Source organism: Pedobacter sp. GW460-11-11-14-TSB4, assembly GCF_059423705.1.
The window spans coordinates 15434-32754 of record NZ_JBWKYI010000032.1 but is presented as its reverse complement, the minus strand read 5'-3'; the positions used below and the strand labels follow the sequence as shown (position 1 = coordinate 32754).

The 17321-nt window shown below is 38.1% G+C and carries 18 protein-coding genes; 3 read left to right on the top strand and 15 right to left on the bottom strand.

All coding sequences use genetic code 11. From position 1 onward, the window contains the following. Positions 1 to 18 precede the first annotated feature (18 nt). On the top strand, positions 19 to 471 hold the full coding sequence (locus AC07YT_RS21885) for a QcrA and Rieske domain-containing protein (protein ID WP_086547928.1): 453 nt from the start codon (positions 19 to 21) through the stop codon (positions 469 to 471). A gap of 54 nt (positions 472 to 525) precedes the next feature. Here the strand turns inward: AC07YT_RS21885 and AC07YT_RS21880 are convergent, their stop codons facing one another. Genes AC07YT_RS21880 through AC07YT_RS21870 form a run of 3 tightly spaced genes read right to left on the bottom strand, consistent with a single transcriptional unit; the run spans position 526 to position 3759 of the window. Beyond that, positions 526 to 1668 (bottom strand): ABC transporter permease, encoded by a 1143-nt coding sequence (locus AC07YT_RS21880; protein ID WP_086547929.1) that lies wholly within the window; start codon positions 1666 to 1668, stop codon positions 526 to 528. Further along, positions 1668 to 2804 (bottom strand): glycosyltransferase family 2 protein, encoded by a 1137-nt coding sequence (locus AC07YT_RS21875; protein ID WP_086547930.1) that lies wholly within the window; start codon positions 2802 to 2804, stop codon positions 1668 to 1670. Before AC07YT_RS21875 ends, AC07YT_RS21880 begins: the two co-directional genes overlap by 1 nt. Then, a complete protein-coding gene (locus AC07YT_RS21870) occupies positions 2782 to 3759 on the bottom strand; it encodes a lysylphosphatidylglycerol synthase domain-containing protein (protein WP_086547931.1) in 978 nt (325 codons plus the stop codon). The genes AC07YT_RS21875 and AC07YT_RS21870 overlap by 23 nt, the downstream gene beginning before the upstream one ends. Before the next feature lie 41 nt (positions 3760 to 3800). Here AC07YT_RS21870 and ruvC point away from each other — a divergent pair, with 41 nt between their 5' ends. Further along, positions 3801 to 4388 carry a crossover junction endodeoxyribonuclease RuvC gene (gene ruvC / locus AC07YT_RS21865; RefSeq protein ID WP_086549428.1) on the top strand — a complete coding sequence of 196 codons (588 nt, stop codon included), beginning with the start codon at positions 3801 to 3803 and terminating at the stop codon, positions 4386 to 4388. Between the two features lie 155 nt (positions 4389 to 4543). On the opposite strand, the gene AC07YT_RS21860 is transcribed toward ruvC, so the two are convergent. From AC07YT_RS21860 to AC07YT_RS21805, 12 genes are all read right to left on the bottom strand, one after another. After that, positions 4544 to 5416, bottom strand: coding sequence for a DUF4349 domain-containing protein (locus AC07YT_RS21860; protein ID WP_086547932.1), 873 nt, complete (start codon positions 5414 to 5416; stop codon positions 4544 to 4546). 490 nt (positions 5417 to 5906) lie between these two features. Next, the gene (locus AC07YT_RS21855) at positions 5907 to 6125 is read right to left on the bottom strand and encodes a hypothetical protein (protein WP_029278686.1); all 219 of its coding nucleotides are present in this window, start codon (positions 6123 to 6125) and stop codon (positions 5907 to 5909) included. Positions 6126 to 6182: 57 nt separating this feature from the next. Further along, positions 6183 to 6947, bottom strand: a complete 765-nt coding sequence (locus AC07YT_RS21850) for a 5'-nucleotidase, lipoprotein e(P4) family (RefSeq protein WP_086549429.1) — start codon at positions 6945 to 6947, stop codon at positions 6183 to 6185. 28 nt (positions 6948 to 6975) lie between these two features. Next, on the bottom strand, positions 6976 to 8103 hold the full coding sequence (locus tag AC07YT_RS21845) for an ATP-binding protein (protein WP_086547933.1): 1128 nt from the start codon (positions 8101 to 8103) through the stop codon (positions 6976 to 6978). Between the two features lie 201 nt (positions 8104 to 8304). Further along, positions 8305 to 9201: an ATP synthase F1 subunit gamma gene (gene atpG / locus AC07YT_RS21840; RefSeq protein WP_086547934.1), complete on the bottom strand. Its 897-nt coding sequence runs from the start codon at positions 9199 to 9201 to the stop codon at positions 8305 to 8307. A gap of 73 nt (positions 9202 to 9274) precedes the next feature. After that, positions 9275 to 10849 carry a F0F1 ATP synthase subunit alpha gene (gene atpA / locus AC07YT_RS21835; protein WP_055912900.1) on the bottom strand — a complete coding sequence of 525 codons (1575 nt, stop codon included), beginning with the start codon at positions 10847 to 10849 and terminating at the stop codon, positions 9275 to 9277. A 139-nt stretch (positions 10850 to 10988) separates the two neighbouring features. Then, positions 10989 to 11528, bottom strand: a complete 540-nt coding sequence (gene atpH / locus AC07YT_RS21830; RefSeq protein ID WP_086547935.1) for an ATP synthase F1 subunit delta — start codon at positions 11526 to 11528, stop codon at positions 10989 to 10991. Between the two features lie 91 nt (positions 11529 to 11619). Continuing rightward, complete coding sequence (locus AC07YT_RS21825; RefSeq protein ID WP_086547936.1) at positions 11620 to 12114, bottom strand: F0F1 ATP synthase subunit B; 495 nt, start codon at positions 12112 to 12114, stop codon at positions 11620 to 11622. Between the two features lie 87 nt (positions 12115 to 12201). Beyond that, entirely contained in the window at positions 12202 to 12414 is a 213-nt protein-coding gene (gene atpE, locus AC07YT_RS21820) for an ATP synthase F0 subunit C (protein WP_025144011.1), read from the bottom strand. Between the two features lie 42 nt (positions 12415 to 12456). Beyond that, positions 12457 to 13587: a F0F1 ATP synthase subunit A gene (gene atpB / locus AC07YT_RS21815; protein ID WP_086547937.1), complete on the bottom strand. Its 1131-nt coding sequence runs from the start codon at positions 13585 to 13587 to the stop codon at positions 12457 to 12459. A gap of 14 nt (positions 13588 to 13601) precedes the next feature. Beyond that, a complete protein-coding gene (locus tag AC07YT_RS21810) occupies positions 13602 to 13889 on the bottom strand; it encodes a hypothetical protein (protein ID WP_494945522.1) in 288 nt (95 codons plus the stop codon). Between the two features lie 329 nt (positions 13890 to 14218). Continuing rightward, positions 14219 to 14443: an AtpZ/AtpI family protein gene (locus tag AC07YT_RS21805; protein WP_086547938.1), complete on the bottom strand. Its 225-nt coding sequence runs from the start codon at positions 14441 to 14443 to the stop codon at positions 14219 to 14221. Between the two features lie 110 nt (positions 14444 to 14553). On the opposite strand from AC07YT_RS21805, the gene porW reads away from it, so the two are divergent. After that, a complete protein-coding gene (gene porW, locus AC07YT_RS21800; RefSeq protein ID WP_086547939.1) occupies positions 14554 to 17319 on the top strand; it encodes a type IX secretion system periplasmic lipoprotein PorW/SprE in 2766 nt (921 codons plus the stop codon). The last annotated feature ends 2 nt before the right edge of the window (positions 17320 to 17321 follow it).

Below are 17321 nucleotides of genomic sequence, written 5' to 3'. Positions count from 1 at the left end.
TAAATTAACTAAACAATTATGGAACGTAACGAATTTATCAAATCATTGGGACTGGGTGTTGCCATGGTTTGTACCGGAGCTTGCTTTTCGGCTTGCGGTAAAAAAAGTGATTCACCAGAACCAGACAAACCTAATGGCGGGGGTGTTCCTTCAGGTACTACCGCAAGTGTAGATCTGAGTACGCAGTTACTTACTGTTGGCGCATCTATCACTGTAAACAGCATATTGTTTATCCGTACTGCAACAGGAAATGCAAGTACCTCATTTGTGGCTACACAAGCCGTTTGTCCACACCAGGGTGGCGCTTTAAGTTTTATCCAGGCCAGCAATTACATTCAATGTGGCCTGCATAGTTCGAGGTATACCACTTCGGGAAGCATTTTAGCCCAACCGAATGATGGTGGCACCACGAGTGCACTAAAAGTTTATCCGATTACGGTTTCAGGAAATACACTGACTGCCACAGCGTAAATTTTTGTTTTTGAGGGTAAAGCAGTATCGCAGTTGGTACTGCTTTTTTTATGATTAAACGGTTACGTTCTGTCCTTTTACATCAAAGGCATCGCGTAAGCCTATGGCCAGCACATTAAAAGCATAAACCGTAAACATAATGGCTAAACCGGGCAAAACAGCCAGGTAAGCGGCATCCATAATGATATAACCATAATGCTCCTTGATCATACTCCCCCAACTGGGCATCGGTGGCTGGGCACCAAAACCTAAAAAGCTCAGGCCGGTTTCTAATAATATAGCTGAAGCGAAATTAGAGGAGGCTACCACTAAAATCGGGCCTGCAATGTTCGGTAAGATATGTTTGATAATGGTTCTGCTCGTGCTGAAGCCCAAGGCCCTTGCTGCCTCCACAAATTCTACCTCTTTTAATGCCATTACCTGCCCGCGTACCAATCTGGCTACATCTACCCAGGTGGATAAGCCCACCGCAATAAAAATCTGCCAGAAACCTTTACCCAAAGCAAATGATATCGCAATAACCAGCAATAATGATGGCAGCGACCAAACAACATTCATAAACCAGCTAATCGCAGCATCTACACGGCCACCGAAATAACCTGCAATAGCACCTAAACTCACGCCAATAAAAAGGGAGATCAGCACAGCCATTAAACCCACCGATAGTGAAACACGGATACCTAAAATTAACCGGCTCAATAAATCACGTCCGTAAATATCTGTTCCTAAAATATAAGTTTGTTTGTAGATGTTATTTTTTTCGAAAAGCGCTTGAGGTGTACCCATTTTCGACGGCAATACACAAGAGGGGCACAAGTCCTTGAGTTCGTACCTGGTTTCTTTGGCTTTTTCATCGTCGCCGATATATTCCTGTACAAAAACGGCTTGATCTTTTATCTGATATGAAGTAATCGGGATGCTTTTAAAAGTTGGTGTCTGCCCGTTTAACATTCTTTCGAAAAAGTTAAGCTTTTCTACTTTCGGGTTTCTGCTGAAAATTAAAAAAGTGAATGTACTGCCGGGTTTCTTTTTGTTTAACTGAAGCGTCTGAACATTGGCATTTGGAGAATCATCAGGCATAATGAGGTAGCCCAGAATGCCCATCACCATTAAAAGTAAAATAAAAACCAATCCGCCGAAAGCAAATTTATTCCGTTTAAACTTTAACCATACTTTTTTTGATGGGCTATTATCCATTATCTAACCATTCTGCCTTTCCAATTGTATTTGCCGCTGTTTCCTGCAATGCCGATGTAAACCATATAAATTACATGCAGCACATTTAAAACCGGTATTAAAATGAGTAAACTACGTCTTTTTGCAAAGCCGGTTACATCCCATAAAAATAATGTTTCTAAAACCATTTTAACCAATAATTGATAAAATGTGATCGCTAAAAAGCCCGGAACAAAAAGCCCGGTAATAAAATTTGCGAGAATAGAAAGATTAAAAATCCAAATCAGTACGCCCAATACGATAATGGCTTTGTTTTTATAACGGGTGCTTTTCGAGGCCCACCGCTTGCGCTGCTGTATAAACGAACCTAAGGTTTCTTTGGCATGGGTATATACAATGGCTTCCCTGTTTTTGAGGAAACCGATCTGATCTGGATATTTGGCTGCAATTTTATGCAATAGCAGCTCATCATCGCCCGATGCCAGATCATCTATTCCCTGGAAGCCACCAACCTCATAAAAAGTTGCTTTTTCGTAGGCCAAATTTGCACCATTACAGGTAGAGGGTTCCTTATTGCCAATGGTAGAGGCCCCTAAACCAATCAGATATAGAAATTCTAAAGATTGCAATCGCTCAAAGAAACTTTTCTCCTGAAAGTAAGCTACAGGAGAAGAAATCATTTTATAATTTTTCTGCTCGTACAGGTTTACAATGGTCGCCAGCCAATCGGCTCCCATCCTGCAATCGGCATCTGTAGTAATAATCAGATCGCCAGAGCAGGTACCTACTGCAGTTTGAATGGCCTTCTTTTTATATGAATTTAAGGCCCTGTCTTCATTTAGCCTGATCAGTTTCACATTCCTGTCTGCATAACTCAATACAATTTCGCCGGTACGATCGGTAGAGTGATCATCAATAATAATAATCTCTGTTAAAACTTTAGGATATTGCTGTGCAATCAGGTCATCAATGGTTTTGGTGATGTTCGCTTCCTCATCCCTTGCAGCAACGATAATAGAAACTTTAGTTTGCGGATCTGATTTTTGAGGCGTAAAATAGATCAGGTTATGCCATCCTCTAATAAAATTAAACACCAGAAAACCATAAATTAAGGTTAAAGCTGCGGATATAAGACTAATTAGATTTAAGATTTCCAAAAAAATTGAGTTTAAAAACGAAATAAGTGCCTAAGATAGCAGGAATTATAATATTTATGAGCCATATACTTGCAGTACATGCAATAACAGCTACATGTTGATCGGTTACATGTTTAAATAATTCAACCGCCGTAACACTTCTGATGCCTACATCAAAAAGATCTAAAGATGGTAATGCCGATTGAACCAAAAAGAGCAAACAGGTCATCATTATAATATCGGCATAATGCAAACCCGGGATCAACCAGATAAACAAAATGAAATATTGCGAACTAAATACCAGGTAGCGGGCACAACAGTATGTAATGATTTTAAACAGTTCTCTTTTTCGGTAGCGGCCCAAAATGCTGTAAAATTTCTTGTATTTCCTGGTGAATTTAATGGAGAGCAAAATCGCGTTTAACCAGCGGATATTAAAGTAAAAGACCAGGAAAAACAGACAGAAAAATACAGCCAGAAATACCACTGCAATAAACAGCACACGATCGATCGGGATAAACCGGTAAACAAAAAAACAGGCTGCAATAGCGCCAAAAACATTGGTTAGTACCAATTGACCGATACTGCCAACACTCATGGCTACAATGCCCACAATCCTTCTTTTAGGCGATAGGAAAAATACCCTCCCGCCATATTCCCCTAGCCTGTTGGGTGTAAAAATGGCCAGTGTTAATCCGCAAAATACCGATTCGATGGCACGGTAAAAGCTAATGGGCTCAATGTGGCTCATGAGGTATTTCCATTTTCCGGCCTCTAAAAACCAGTTTACAAACATCAATAACACCACGATACCGATTACCGTAATAATTTCTGTTTGCGGAATATCTTTTAACAGTGTACTGAAATCGTGAAGATTTTTATTCGCCACCAGCTTATGGTAAATAAACCAAAAAGCAAATATGACGATTGCAGCTTTGATGAGAAATGATAATATTTTTTTGTTCTTGCCTGTCAAGATTATCTTTTTAGTTTGCAAATATGCTTAATATTGCTGTAATGTTGAACGAAAAAAAGGAACGGGTTATTATGGGCATTGATCCAGGCACGGCGGTGATGGGTTATGGCGTAATTTTAGAGAAGGGAAATAAAACAGAACTGATCAGTTTAGGGGTGGTAAAGATGACCCATTTAGATGATCCATTCCTTAAGCTTCAACGGATATTCGAAAAAACAGTGGTTTTAATCGATCAGTATAAGCCTGATGTTCTGGCCATCGAAGCCCCGTTTTACGGTAAAAATATTCAGGTATTATTAAAACTTGGCCGTGCGCAAGGCATTGCTATTGCAGCCGCCCTGTCGAGAAATATCTCAGTTACCGAATATTCACCACGAAAGATCAAACAATCGATTACTGGTAGCGGCAATGCCACGAAAGAGCAGGTGGCGGCCATGTTGCAGCGCTTGTTGAATTTCAAGGAAACACCAGAGTTTTTAGATGCAACCGATGGTTTAGCCGTAGCGGTTTGCCATTCCTTTCAGAAAATTACCACAGGTGGTAAATCTAAAAACTATTCGGGTTGGGAATCCTTTGTAAGCGATAACAAAACCAAGGTTAAAGGTTTAGCGGTTAAGGTGAAGAAATAGTTCCAAAAGTTCCCGTCACCCTTACCTGAGTTAACGAAAGTTACGAAGTAAATTTATTTCGGGGTCTATTGTTAAATGTATATTTTAAAATGGCCCGTGCGAACACGGGCCATGGAGCGATAATGAAATAACTGTTTATTGCCTGGCCTGATCGATCATGTTTTGGTGGCCTCTTCCATCGCTAATTTATTTTTACGGATAAAATATTTTATAGTAAAGAAGATTGCAATACCCACCAGTATTAACATCCATAAATTAGAAATAGCAATTATAATCTCTTTAAATATGGTCCAGCCGTTTACAATACCTAACCAAAGCCTGTTTATAAATGCCGGACGGTAATCGTACAGATTGTCATTGGCAACAATCATCGTTTTAACCGTATTGTCCTGATAAAAATTAAGGGTAATGGTACTGAATTTTACGCGGCTATCGATTTGCATATTCTCGATTTTCTTATCCACATAATCATCTTTAATGTAAAGAGAAGATTCTACATTGGCACTTTTCTTCGTGGCTACTTTATTAATTTTTTCAATCGCATCAATCCTGTTCTGTGCCTTTAGTTTATTGGCGAGATAAGCGATACTCTGGTCATCCATTTTCATCGATTGGTTATCGACAAAGACAGCCATTTTTGCAATGGTATTGGTAAATTCGTCTAGTTTATCGGATGGAACCTTAGCCACCAGGTATCCCTGCGTACGATAGGAGGTAATTTCTTTTAGCGAGTCGGTAGATTGTTTAACCTTATCGGTTTCCTGGATAGAGCTTTCGATAGAAAACTCAGCCACCGTTCCGCCTTCTGCTTTGATGGTTTTACTCAGCTGTTCTTTGGTCTTCTGCACATCCTTAACCCGAAACCGCATATCAGCAGTTTTGACAATTTTCTCTACAGCGGTACTATCTGAGCTTTCTCGGTTGAGCTCTCCATTGCTTACAACATCGGCGCCGGCGTAGTCTTTTTTTTCAGCGTTACAGCCAAACAGAGCCAAAATTATGGCTATAGCAATAATATTCCTTTTCATGATTGTGTGTTTTTAAATAAATAATCATTTAAATATTTGCTTCAAATGGCCATAAGAAGTACAGCGTTTTGGTTAGCTTTTAACGCTGTGTTTTCCCTTAATACCAGAATTATATTTAGGTAACCCAATGTTGGGTTTGAAGTAGCGGGAAAGGAGTTTAAGGGGCAATTATGATAATCCTCACCGTTTTTTTGAAAAGCAGGTTACTGTGTGCATCGGTTCCGAAAGCCCTGCCATCCTCTTTACCTCTCTGCGTTCGGTGCCCGCTCCTGCCAGGTTTAAGTTACCCGGGCAGCCCTTTCTATCCTAAATCCCGATAGGAGCGAACACGTAGTGCAACGAAGTAAAGCGTATAGCGGGACTGTTTTAACCAAACTGCTTCTGAATTTGCTTTTCAAAAAAAAGACACACTAATTTTAATTTGAATGATAAAACAAAAAAGCCGGTCATGAATGAACATGACCGGCTTTATATTTTGATAGTAGAACGCTTATGCATCTAATATTTTGAATACACCTTTAATGGCAATAATTGCACCGATGAACAAAACAATCCAGGATGCTAAAGATACTTGCCACGAATCGTAAGCGAAACGTGCGTAAGTACCCACCATGCAAACCAGTACACCAAAAATCATTAATTTATAAATTCCTGGCTGGTTAGCCGTTTTCATACTTTCTGTATTGTGCTTTAATTCGTTGTTCTCCATAATGTTTATTTTTATGATGCTGCAAAAGTAATACTTATTGCTGAATAATTATAAAACTTAGTAACTTTTTAATCGTTCTAATCTTTGTTTCGCTTTATCCTGATCATTCAGTTTTTCTCCCTGATACAAAGGCTTTTCCCAATCGCCGTACATTGGGTTTGGTAATACGATATACTTTGTTCCAAACAGGTTCTGATTTGCGTTTACCTGGGCAAAGGTATTTTTATTTTCGCGATAAAAAATATTGCTGAAATCGCTTAAATTATCGCCACATAACAGGAGAATATCATGTGTTTCTTTAATTTTCTGACGGCGTGGTTCTTTATTTGAAGTTCCTTTCGAGACGATTAAATGTGCATCATCTGCATAGGGAAAGCCAAAGTGCTGTAGGTTTTTCAGTGTTGCATTATAATCCTTTTCATCGCGGTTACTCACATAAAAAGTTTCGATATGCTTTGATGCGGCAAACTTTAAAAAAGCCAAAGCACCCGGAACGGTATCGGCCTGCGCCAGATTGGTCCATTCGGTCCAGTCTTCGGGTGCATAACTTAGTCCTTTTTTAATTTCATGCCCCTGAAAAGCAGAATTGTCCAAAACGGTTTCGTCAATATCAACAATCACACAATTTGGTTTTTTACTGGTATCGGCCCATAATGCTTCTTTTAGCGATAAACGGGAAAAGTTATAAGCCTGAAAGCATAACGCCCTATACTCGCCCGACGTTTGCTGCCAAAGCACCGCATTGGTATAATCGCGGGCAGGGTTTTGGGCCATTACAAAAAATGGGGCAAGCAATAAGGCAATTAGGATATATTTTCTCATCATGTAAAATAAAGGACAAAGATAAGATTTAACCATTCAAAAAGCTTCCCCGATCGGTTTTTGATAAGATTAGCGTTTCTGCTTCCGGATAAGCTTGTGTAAAAGTTGTAGGAATTTTATTTTTACCTCTTTCGTTCCATTTAAACTCAACAGCTAATAATTTATCTTTCGTTTTTTCAATATAATCGATTTCCTGCTGCTGTGTAGTGCGCCAAAAAAAGCAATCTGCTTCCATTTGATGCTGATGTAAAAACTTCATCCGCTCTGCAATCATATAATTCTCAAACAATGCACCTACATCATTTCTGTTTGCGATTGAATTAAAATTACGCGTAATGGCATTCACAATGCCGGTATCATAAAAATAGATTTTCTTATTCTTTTTGATTTCATTACGCACATTGCCTGCAAAGGCTGGTAAAGTAAAAATCACAAAAGATTTTTCAAGTAAATTGATGTATTTGTCTACCGTTTTCTGATCAGCTTTTACCAATTGAGCCAACTCGGAAAAATTTACTTCGCTCCCGATCTGCAAAGCCAAAGCTTTTACTATTTTCTCGAACAGTAAAGGCTTTTTCACTTCTTCCAGGGCAAATAAGTCTTTATATAAATAACTGTCGGCAAGCAACTTTAAATGTTCTTCAGCATTTTGAGGATCATTAATGATTTCGGGATAAGAACCGTAAATTAAACGTTGTTCTAGGGATCTTTCTTCCGTAAGAAAATCGGTATTGTTTATCAATTCCGCATACGAAAAAGGCAATAACATCATTTCGTATTTTCTGCCCGTTAAAGGCTCGTTAATCTTTCCTGACAACTCAAAAGCCGACGAGCCTGTAGCAATTACCTGAACGTTTTTGAAACGATCTACAATAATTTTAATTAATAAGCCAACATCATTTATGCGTTGGGCTTCATCTATAAAAAGCATTTCATAATTACCAAGCAGCTGCGCAATTTGTGTGGCATTGGGCCTGGCTAAAGCTTCCCTCACATCTGCATCATCTCCGTTCAGGTACAATGTCCTTTTATCTACTTTGGCTAACAACTGCTCTACGAAAGTAGTTTTACCGGTTTGCCTTGGGCCAAATATAATAAACGCCTTGCCCTTAAAGAGCCTTGCAGAGGCATAATCCAATTGTTTCCTAATGATCATAGCAAATCTTTACCATACAAAAGTATAATAATTTTGGATTACAATCCGCAAAAACCATAATAATTTTGGATTACAATCCGCAAAAACCATAATAATTTTGGATTTACTTTAACATGGGTCATAAAAAAGCCCATTTCAATTCAGAAATGGGCTTTGGTAATTTTGACTGTTGACTAAAGGCTTCCGACTCTAGACTTGATCTTATCCGTTTAATGCTGCTGCACCACTTACAATCTCAGTTAACTCAGTTGTAATTGCTGCCTGACGTGCCTGGTTGTATGAAAGTTTTAAAGCTTTCAATAATTCTCCGGCATTTTCAGTTGCTTTATCCATTGATGTCATACGGGCACCGTGCTCAGAAGCATGAGAATCTAATACGGCTTTGTATAACTGAATTTTAATTGATTTAGGAATTAACTGCTCTACAATTTCTTCTTGAGAAGGCTCTAAGATATAGTCAACATTTGTTGTTTTCTTATCTGTTTTTAGATCAGCTGGGGCTTCTTCTGCTTTAGGTAAAGGCAACAACTGCTCCGTAGTAATAAATTGTACTGCTGCGTTTCTAAAACGGTTATAAACTACTTCTACTTTATCAAACTCACCTTTAATAAAACCAGCCATAATCGCATCCGAAATTTTAGTTACGTTTTCGAAAGTTAACGCCGAGTATACCTCGTTATTATTGCCAATAACATTGTATTTACGTTTTTCGTAAAAGTCTTGAGTTTTCTTACCGATAGAAATAATGCTCACATTACCGTTTTTCAACTGTTCGCTATATTTTTCAGCAATTAAATTGTTGGCCGCTTTAATTACGTTCATGTTAAAAGCACCAGCCAAACCACGGTTTGATGATACCGTAACAATTAAAACCTTATTGGGCTCACGCTCTTGGATAAAAGGTGATGAAGACCCTTCTAAACTTGCAGATAGATTACCTAAAATCTCTTTCAGTTTAGTTGCATAAGGACGTAAAGCGATAATTGCATTAGTAGCACGTTTCAACTTTGCTGCCGAAACCATTTTCATAGCCTTGGTAATCTGCTGTGTTGATTGTACCGATGCAATCCGGTTTCTTACTTCTTTTAAATTAGCCATTCTTTATTTGTGCGAAGAGCGTAGGGCGTAGCGCGCTTGGGTTACAAACGCTTTACGCCCTGCGCTTAGCTTTTTAATATTTACTTGAAATCTCTTTTGCTACTGTATCTAGAACACCAGTAATGCTATCATCAAATTTACCAGCTTTTAATGCAGCTAAAGTTTCTGGATGACGTAATTCCAATTGAGTTAAGAATTCAGTTTCAAATTCTTTAACCTTGTTAACCGGAACACTACGCATTAAGTTTTTAGTACCTGCGTAAACAATTGCAACTTGTTTCTCTACTGTAAATGGAGAGAACTGTGCTTGTTTCAACATTTCTACGTTACGTGCACCTTTATCTAATACCGATTTTGTTGCCGCATCTAAATCAGAACCGAATTTAGAGAAAGCCTCTAACTCGCGGTATTGAGCCTGATCTAACTTTAAAGTACCTGCTACTTTTTTCATCGATTTGATCTGCGCATTACCACCTACACGTGATACCGAGATACCTACGTTAATTGCCGGACGGATACCTGAGTTGAATAAGTTCGACTCTAAGAAGATCTGGCCATCAGTAATCGAAATTACGTTGGTTGGGATATAAGCTGATACGTCACCTGCCTGAGTTTCGATAATTGGTAAAGCTGTTAATGAACCACCACCTTTAACGATATGCTTAATCGATTCTGGTAAATCGTTCATTGCTTTTGCGATATCATCGTTAGCATTGATTTTTGCAGCTCTTTCTAACAAACGACTGTGTAAGTAGAAAACGTCACCTGGATAAGCTTCACGGCCCGGTGGACGACGAAGTAATAAAGATACCTCACGGTAAGCTACAGCTTGTTTAGATAAATCATCATAAACAATTAAAGCTGGTCTACCTGTATCACGGAAAAACTCACCAATTGCAGCACCTGCAAACGGAGCATAAAACTGCATAGGCGCAGGATCTGCAGCCGAAGCAGCAACAACAACTGTATATGGTAAAGCGCCGTTTTCTTCTAATGTACGTACAATATTAGCTACAGTAGAGTTTTTCTGACCGATAGCAACATAAATACAGAACACAGGCTGGCCTGCTTCATAAAATTCTTTTTGGTTGATAATGGTATCGATACAAACGGCAGTTTTACCAATCTGACGATCGCCAATAACCAACTCACGCTGACCACGACCGATTGGAATCATGGCATCGATTGCTTTAATACCAGTTTGTAAAGGCTCATTTACCGGCTGACGATAAATTACACCTGGTGCTTTACGCTCTAAAGGCATTTCGTAAGTTTCACCTAAGATTGGACCTTTACCATCTAAAGGCTCACCTAAAGTGTTCACTACGCGGCCAAGCATACCTTCACCAACTTTAATAGAGGCAATTTTTTTGGTACGTTTAATCGTATCACCTTCTTTGATCTCGTCTGAAGCACCCAAAAGTACCACACCAACGTTATCTTCTTCAAGGTTTAATACAATACCTTGTAGGCCGTTTGCAAATTCAACTAATTCTCCCGATTGAACTTTAGTTAAACCGTAAACACGGGCAATACCGTCGCCCACTTGCAACACGGTACCAACTTCTTCCAGTTCGGTTTCTGATTTGAAGCCCGCCAATTGCTGTCTGATAATTGCCGATACTTCGTCTGGTCTTACCTCTACCATAATTTTACTTTATATCTTTTTGTAAATGTTTAGTGCTTAGCGCATGGCGCTTGGCATTTATTCGCCATCCGCTTATCGCAATTCTTTTATTTGGCGTTTGGCGCACGGCGTTTTCCGCTATACGTTTATCGCCACGCGCTTACTGCGCAAATTCTTTTTTTAGTTTACTTAAACCGCTGGCAATACTTGCATCAAATTGCTTATCACCAACTTTCAATATAAAACCACCAATTAATTTTTCGTTAATTTTTTCGTTAACAATAACCTGGTTGGCGTTTAATTCTCTTTTTACAATCGCAACAATCTGCTCTTTAGCTGCAGGGCTTAATGCACTTGCAGTAGTTACATCAGCAGTAACAATACCTTTAATTAAGTTATATTGTTGAACGAACTGTTTTGCAGTGGCAAATAAAATTGCCGAACGGCCTTTATTAACTACGATCTTGAAAAATGAGATGGTTAGTTTACTTACTTTATCAGCAAAAATACCATTCAAAATACCTGTTTTTTTATCTAAAGGTACAATCGGGTTTTTTAATATTGCTTCTAGTTCAGGAGTTTCATCAACCACTTTTTCAAACAAAACCATATCATTATAAGATGCTTCCAGCGCATTGTTTTCAACGGCTAGGTCTATTAATGATTTGGCGTATCTGCTTGCAACTTTAATTTCTGACATATTCTTAGGTGTGAGATGTGAGATGTGAGATGGAAGATGTGAGAACGAATCTCCTATCTAATATCTAGTATCTCAAATCTATTTTCTCAAACTAGTTTAATTCAACGTCTTTTAACAAGTTAGCTACTAAAGTTTCTTGTTTAGCTTTATCATCTAACTGCGTACGTAAAACACGTTCTGCAATTTCTAATGATAATGAAGAAACCTGGTCTTTAACTTCAGCTAAAGCTGCTTTCTTTTGGTTCTCGATTTCGATTTTAGCTTTCTCGATCAATTTAGCACCTTCAACCTGAGCTTGTTTTTTAGCTTCGTTTAAGATACCATCTTTTAAGGTTTTAGCTTCCTTCAAAATTTCGTCACGTTCTGCACGAGCTTGTTGCATCAAATCTTGATTCTGACTGGTTAAACGAGCCATTTCTTGTTTGGCCAATTCAGCTTTGTTAAGTGCCTCATCAATGCTTTGCTCACGTTCGTGAATTGCACCTAAAATAGGTTTCCATGCAAATTTTCTAAGTAAGATCAATAAGCAAATGAATGCTAACGACGTCCAAAAAACCAATCCTATGCTTGGGGTTACTAATTCCATTTTATCTAATTTTTAAAAACAATCTTTTTAATAGGGCTGGGTAAATAACCAATCGTTAAATACCCAACCTAATTTCTTCAGTGATTATTAACCGTTTAAGCCTAATAATGCAACTACCACACCGAATAAAGCAGCACCCTCAATAAGGGCAGCAGCGATAATCATTGCAGTCTGAATTTTTGATGCAGCTTCTGGTTGACGAGCAATACCTTCCATTGCTTTACCACCTACTTGACCGATACCGATACCTGCACCGATTACTGCTAAACCGGCACCAATTGCCGCGATTGAACCTACCATAACTAATTTAATTTATATTAATTTGTAAAAAATAGTTTTCTATTAATGATGCTCTTCTACTGCCATACCAATAAATAAGGCAGTTAATAATGTAAAAATAAAGGCCTGTAAAAACGCCACCAGTAATTCTAACACATCCATAAACAATACGAATGCAACAGAAACCGGAGCAATAGCCAATGTTTCGAAAATAAAAATTAAGGATATTAAACTTAATACGATAATGTGACCAGCCGTAATGTTTGCGAACAAACGAACCATTAAAGCGAATGGTTTAGAAATGATACCAATTAACTCTACCGGAATCATAATCGGATACAACCAAAAGGGAACATCTGGTTTAAAGATGTGTTTCCAGTAATATTTGTTACCATTAATATTAACGATGATTAAAGTTCCCAATGCCATTACAAAAGTCAGGGCAATGTTACCGGTAACGTTAGCGCCACCCGGGAAAATTGGAATCAAACCAAATAAGTTGTTGAATAAAATAAAGAAAAACGTCGTCAATAAATAAGGCATAAACTTAGCGTATTTATGACCGATGTTTGGTTTAGCAATATCGTCTCTCACGAAAATGATAATTGGCTCCATAAAAGATTGTAAACCTTTAGGTGCTTTACCTACACGTTTACGATAAGAAGCTGCCACCGAAATAAATATTACCAGTATGACAAAAATCGCAACGAACATTGCAGCAACGTTTTTAGTAATTGAGAAATCTAAAACAGATTTACTCGCTTCCTCATCGATTTTTCCATCAGCACCAACCACTTTAATGTGGTCTTCTTCTAAACGATAGTTATTGTATTTACCGTTATAATCATGTTCACCATGATGAAAGTGACCAGAAGAGAAAAACTCTAAACCGTTAGCTGTATATAAAATTACCGGAAGAGGCAATGAAGTATGTCCCCAAAGGTGCCACATATGTGAATCAGCAATGTGCTCCATGATCACTTTAGTTGGCTCGAATTTTTCTTTACCATGGTTAGCAGCGCCATGCTCACCAGAAACTGCTTCGGCAGATCCGGCTACAACGCTATCAACAGGAACAACAGCGCTATCAACCTGAGCGAAAGTATCAATTTTGATAGATAAAAACGCGATTAAAAGCGTAAAAACAATAGTTAGCCTTTTAACTTTAGACACAAAAACTCGGTTACAATCCATTTATTGGCAGTTTTTTACTTTAAATTTTGGTGGCGCAAGTTACGTAACAAACAGTAAATTTCAAAGGCCGTAAACAATAAATATAAAGAAAAAAAATTAAGCATAAATATTAGCCCAATTCCCTTCGCTTTTATACTGTAAATCAATACAAAAGCCATACAAAAAATCATCTTCACTGCAATTGATCCCATAATAGCCATCACACCTACTTCAGGATCACGTTTTATACCGATATCAACAAGCATATAAGCCACGTAAGTTATGCCGGCCAAAAAGCCAAACATCACCCAAAAGTTATTCACGAACAATTGTTGATTAGGAAATACGACAGGTAAAACGGCAATTACACCTATTAATAGGCCAACGAAAATGAAATAGATACTGGTAAATTTGGCTAGAGTCAATGTATAATTTCTTAGCAGATAAAAACTCCGGCAAAGATAAGCTTTTTAGTATCATTAAGTAGTGCAAAGCAGAATTATTATGAGGTTGATTAATTGGTTAACTGTTGAATTGGTTAACTGGTTAACTGAAGCAAGGGCTGAACCGTAAACTGCCAACTGAAAATTGCCAACTGTAAACTGCCAACTGTTAACTGCCAACTGCCAATTGAAAACTGCCAACTGAAAACTTACGGTTTAGTCGCCTGCCTGATGGCCTGATATAATGCAATCCCCACCCCTGCCAAAGCAAAAGCAGCAGTAATTAAATTAGTTTTGCTGTTTCTGTGCTCATCGATCTTGTAACCTATAAAAGTAAGAAGGCTAATGGTGGCAATCATTTGGAAGCCAATAGCAGAATATTTGGCGGCTGCATTTACCTTTTTCTTTGTATCTTCTTCTTTCGGATTTTCCATTTTTTAATGCAATAATTAAATTAACTTTGAATAATTAAAATTTGTTGCCAAATAAAATATTTTTCTACATATATTGTTTATTGTATATCCACCTAAGAGATTTATCATACTTGAAAAATTACGCTAACAAAAACTTAAATCCCTTCCTCATCCTTATAAGTGTCCTCCTTATTTATGGCTGTGTCGCAAATAAAGATACAGCAGTAGATCGCAGGTTTCAAAACTTAACGGCAAGGTATAACTATATCTATAACTCCAACGTTTTACTAACCGAGTATAATGAGAGCCTGTTACAAAGTTATGCAGATAATTACGAAAAAACCCTGCCTGTTTACCTTGATCCCGAGCCTCAGGTAAATCTGGTACTTACACCAGGTGTAGCCAATAAACAGCTCGATGATGTTATTACCAAAGGACAAACTGTTATAAACGATAAAAGTTTTAGTAATTATATTGATGATGCCTACATGCTTTTAGGCAAGGCGAATTACTTAAAAGGCAACTATTTTATTGCGTCAGAATACTTTGATTATACGGCTAAAACCTATAACAACGATTTAAAAACATTTATTATGGCTATGAACTGGAAAGTACGTAGCCAAATGCAATTAAACAATATGGTGCTGGCCGATAAAATTCTCGACACCATGTTGCGTGCTTCTGATGAGCTAAAAAAAGATCTGGCAGAACCTTTGGCTACTGCCGCACAGATGCGCATTTACCAGAAACGCAATAAGGAAGCAATCCTGTTTTTAGAGTCGGCAATTGCACTTCCAGCCGAAAAACAGCTCCGTATACGCTGGCGCTTTATCCTTGCGCAGTTGCAGGAAAAAGAAAAAAATCTTCAGGATGCTTATGCCAACTTCACCAAAGTTGAAAAAAGCAACGCCCCTTTTGAAATGTATTTTCATGCCAATTTAAACCGGATTAAATTAAAAGCATTATTAAGCGGCGTAAACCTGAACAAAGAGGAACAGCTTTTAGCATTACTTAAAGACGATAAAAACTTCGATTATACCGACCAGATTTACTACCAGGTTGGCGAACTTTTTTCGGCAGAAGGAAACTTTGTAAAAGCGGAAGAAAATTACCAAAAATCGGTTGCAAAAAGTACCAGAAACCAAAATCAAAAAGCCTTGTCGTACTTAAGAATTGCTGATTTAAACTTTAAAGAATTTAACAACTACATTAAAGCAAAGTTGTATTACGATAGTACGGTAATGATTTTGCCTAAAAACTTTCCTGATTACGACAACATTGTTAAAAAAGCCGATAATCTGAAATATTTGACCGACAGGTATACCATTATTGCAAAGGAAGATACCGCCCAGGCCATAGCTAAACTTCCTGCTGGAGAGCGTGAAGCAAAGGTTAAAGCTTATTTAACACCAAAAGTTGAGGTGAGCAATACCGGAGGAGTAATCAGTAACCAGTATTTAAACGACCCCGATTTTCCTAATCAATCGTTAAACGCCTCGAACAAAATTGGCGGAAATACTTTTTATTTTAATAATAATGCAGCGATTAGCAATGGCTTTGGCGATTTTAAGAAACGTTGGGGCAACAGGCAACTGGAAGATAACTGGAGACAAAGCACCCGGTCTTCTGCTCAGGAAACCAATCAGGTTTTGGCAGGCGGAAATGTAGCCACCGGAGTAAAACCCGCAAATGGAGAAACCAATCAGGCTGCACAGGACCAAACTTCATTAGAAAAACAGTTTTTAGATGGCCTTCCTACTACTCCGGCATTATTGGCCACATCTGATCAGAAAATTATCGATGCTTATTTCGAAATCGCCAGCTTTTATCAGCAGGAACTGAACGATAAACCAGAAGCAAACAAAATATACCTGGAACTGATTAAAAGATATCCGGATAACAATCATTTAGTTGCCATTTATTACAGTTTGTACCTTAATTATAAAGGTACAGATGAGATAAAATCAGATCAGTACAAGCAGTTGGTGCTTACGAAATTCCCTGAATCTAACTTTGCCAAAAACATTTTAGATCCATCCTATTCGGCCAAACAAACTGAAATGGAGAACATTGCCATCAACAATTATAATGTGACTTTTGATGCCTATGCGAAAAAAGATTATGCAAGTGTGGTAAAACAGGCTAACGATAACATCACTGCTTTTCCAAACAATGATCTTGCACCGCAGTACGCTTATTTAAAAGCAATTGCCATTGGCCGTACAGCAAAAGTTGATCCCCTGCTTACCGAATTTAACCAGATTACCACGCTTTATCCAAACGATAAAATTATAACGCCTTTGGTGCGCGATCATTTAAAATATATTGAAGCGAACCTGGAGGAATTTAAACAAAGGCCACTTGCCCTGGTTGATTTCGATGCCAACGCACCACGTTTTGTAAGCCAGGCTACCCCAATTGCCGTTCCAACAAAACCTTTGGTAACCGATAATGCAACCGTAAAAACGGCAGAGCCTGCTCCTGTAGCCAAACCTGTTGATGTTAAACCTGCTGATCTTGCCAAACCGGCCAGCATTTTTAGTGCAGCTAAATCAGAAGAATACTATTATGTAATCGACGTAGCGGATGCCACTTTAACCTTAAGTTCATCGCGTTTTGGAATAGGACAATTTAACCGTGGCAATTATCCTGATAATGATTTGGAACATAAATTGGTAGAGTTAGATAATGATCAGCTGATTTACATTACAAGTTTTATCGATTTGGAAGATGCTAAACTTTACGAATCGAGTATTACAGGCCAATTAAAGAACATTATGAAAGTTCCGGCTAACTTATATAAAGGTTTTATCATCAGTAAAGAAAACTTCGAAAAACTAACAGATCGCTCACATATTAATGCGTATCTGGAGTTTTTAAAAGACAATTACAAATAAGG

Coding starts and splice junctions, on each gene's coding strand:
- AC07YT_RS21880 (WP_086547929.1), bottom strand. CDS start 1,668: ATGGATAATAGCCCATCAAAAAAAGTATGGTTAAAGTTTAAACGGAAT.
- ruvC (WP_086549428.1), top strand. CDS start 3,801: ATGTTGAACGAAAAAAAGGAACGGGTTATTATGGGCATTGATCCAGGC.
- atpH (WP_086547935.1), bottom strand. CDS start 11,528: ATGTCAGAAATTAAAGTTGCAAGCAGATACGCCAAATCATTAATAGAC.
- atpB (WP_086547937.1), bottom strand. CDS start 13,587: ATGGATTGTAACCGAGTTTTTGTGTCTAAAGTTAAAAGGCTAACTATT.
- AC07YT_RS21850 (WP_086549429.1), bottom strand. CDS start 6,947: ATGAGAAAATATATCCTAATTGCCTTATTGCTTGCCCCATTTTTTGTA.
- AC07YT_RS21885 (WP_086547928.1), top strand. CDS start 19: ATGGAACGTAACGAATTTATCAAATCATTGGGACTGGGTGTTGCCATG.
- AC07YT_RS21855 (WP_029278686.1), bottom strand. CDS start 6,125: ATGGAGAACAACGAATTAAAGCACAATACAGAAAGTATGAAAACGGCT.
- atpA (WP_055912900.1), bottom strand. CDS start 10,849: ATGGTAGAGGTAAGACCAGACGAAGTATCGGCAATTATCAGACAGCAA.
- AC07YT_RS21825 (WP_086547936.1), bottom strand. CDS start 12,114: ATGGAATTAGTAACCCCAAGCATAGGATTGGTTTTTTGGACGTCGTTA.
- AC07YT_RS21805 (WP_086547938.1), bottom strand. CDS start 14,443: ATGGAAAATCCGAAAGAAGAAGATACAAAGAAAAAGGTAAATGCAGCC.
- AC07YT_RS21860 (WP_086547932.1), bottom strand. CDS start 5,416: ATGAAAAGGAATATTATTGCTATAGCCATAATTTTGGCTCTGTTTGGC.
- atpG (WP_086547934.1), bottom strand. CDS start 9,201: ATGGCTAATTTAAAAGAAGTAAGAAACCGGATTGCATCGGTACAATCA.
- atpE (WP_025144011.1), bottom strand. CDS start 12,414: ATGGTAGGTTCAATCGCGGCAATTGGTGCCGGTTTAGCAGTAATCGGT.
- AC07YT_RS21845 (WP_086547933.1), bottom strand. CDS start 8,103: ATGATCATTAGGAAACAATTGGATTATGCCTCTGCAAGGCTCTTTAAG.